At 69.6% G+C, this 1,808-nt stretch carries 1 protein-coding gene; it reads right to left on the bottom strand.

What is annotated here, in order from left to right; genetic code table 11:
- On the bottom strand, positions 1-1,808 hold a 1,808-nt coding region (locus tag ON38_RS06995), incomplete at both ends, for an Rne/Rng family ribonuclease (RefSeq protein WP_039823342.1).

Genomic DNA, 1,808 nt, shown 5'->3' with positions numbered 1-1,808 from the left:
CCGGATGATGGGCGGCCATGGCCAGCGCCACCGGGTGGGCCCGCTTGGCCGCCGCGTCCTCCTCCGACAGTTCGGGGGTGGCGGGCTGCGGCGCCGCGGGCACGGCGGCGGCCTTGTCCCGGTTGCGACGGCGCCGCGAACCCGACTCCCGGCCCCGGCCGGCGCCGCCCTCGTCGGAGCCCGACGGCTCCACCGGGTAGCTGTGCACCAGGATGCCGCGACCGTGGCAGTGCTCGCAGGTGGTGGAGAACGCCTCCACCAGCCCGGTACCGAGCTTCTTACGGGTCATCTGGACCAGGCCCAGCGAGGTGACCTCGGAGACCTGGTGACGGGTGCGGTCGCGGCCGAGGGCCTCGGTGAGACGGCGCAGCACCAGGTCGCGGTTGGACTCGAGCACCATATCGATGAAGTCGACCACGATCATGCCGCCGATATCGCGCAGCCGCATCTGCCGCACGATCTCCTCGGCGGCCTCGAGGTTGTTCCGGGTGACCGTCTCCTCCAGGTTGCCGCCGCCGGAGCCGGTGAACTTACCGGTGTTGACGTCGATCACCGTCATCGCCTCGGTGCGGTCGATCACCAGGGTGCCCCCCGAGGGCAGCCACACCTTGCGGTCGAGCGCCTTGGCCAGCTGTTCGTCGATGCGGTAGGTCTCGAAGACGTCGACCCCGTTGTTCTCGTGCCGGGAGACCCGGGTGAGCAGATCGGGGGCGACGGTGCCGATGTAGTTCTCGACGGTGCTCCAGGAGCGCTCGCCCTCGATGACCAGCCGCGAGAAATCCTCGTTGAACAGATCACGCACGACCTTGACGAGCAGATCGGGCTCCTCGTACAGGGTCTTCGGCGCGTTCGACTGATTCTCGGCCGCCGCGGTGATCTTGCGCCAGGCGGTCTGCAGACGTTCCACGTCGCGGGTGAGTTCGGCCTCGCTGACGCCCTCGGAGGCGGTCCGGATGATGACGCCCGCATCGGCCGGGACGATCTCCCGCAGGATCTCCTTGAGCCGTTTGCGCTCGGTATCGGGCAGCTTGCGGCTGATCCCGGTGGAGGTCCCGCCGGGCACGTACACCAGGAAGCGACCGGCCAGGCTGATCTGGGTGGTCAGCCGGGCGCCCTTGTGGCCCACCGGGTCCTTGCTCACCTGGACCAGCACCTGGTCGCCGGGTTTGAGCGCCTGCTCGATCTTACGTTCCTTACCGCCGAGCCCGGCGGCCTCCCAGTTGACCTCGCCCGCGTAGAGCACGCCGTTGCGGCCCCGGCCGATATCGACGAACGCGGCCTCCATACTGGGCAGCACGTTCTGCACCTTGCCCAGATAGACATTGCCCACCATGGACGCCGATCCGGTGCTGGTGACGAAATGCTCGACCAGGATGTTGTCCTCGAGCACGGCCACCTGGGTGGCGGCCGGATGGCCCGGGAACTCCTTTTCGCGCACCACCATCACCCGGTCCACGGCCTCGCGCCGGGCCAGGAACTCCGATTCGGTGAGAATCGGGGGACGACGGCGACCGGCCTCACGGCCGTCGCGACGGCGCTGCCGTTTGGCCTCGAGCCGGGTGGAGCCGGTGATGCCCTGCACTTCGTCGACCGTGGCGCGGGTACGGGTCTTGTTCCGCGGTTCCCGCTCGTGCACGACCGTATTGGGCGGATCGTCGTCGGCCGGCTCGCTGTCCCCGGACTCCCCGGCGACCTTGCGCCGCCGCCGGCGGCGACGACGGCGGCTGGACCCGCTCTCCGAGTCGTCGCCCGCATCGCCGGACTCGTCGGCCCCGGATTCGTCCGTCTCGCCGGATTCGTCGGTCTTG

It is taken from the genome of Nocardia testacea NBRC 100365 (assembly GCF_000308775.1).
GTDB classification, from domain to species: domain Bacteria; phylum Actinomycetota; class Actinomycetes; order Mycobacteriales; family Mycobacteriaceae; genus Nocardia; species Nocardia testacea.
The sequence above is the reverse complement of the archived record's forward strand: the minus strand, read 5'-3'. Positions and strand labels throughout refer to the sequence as shown.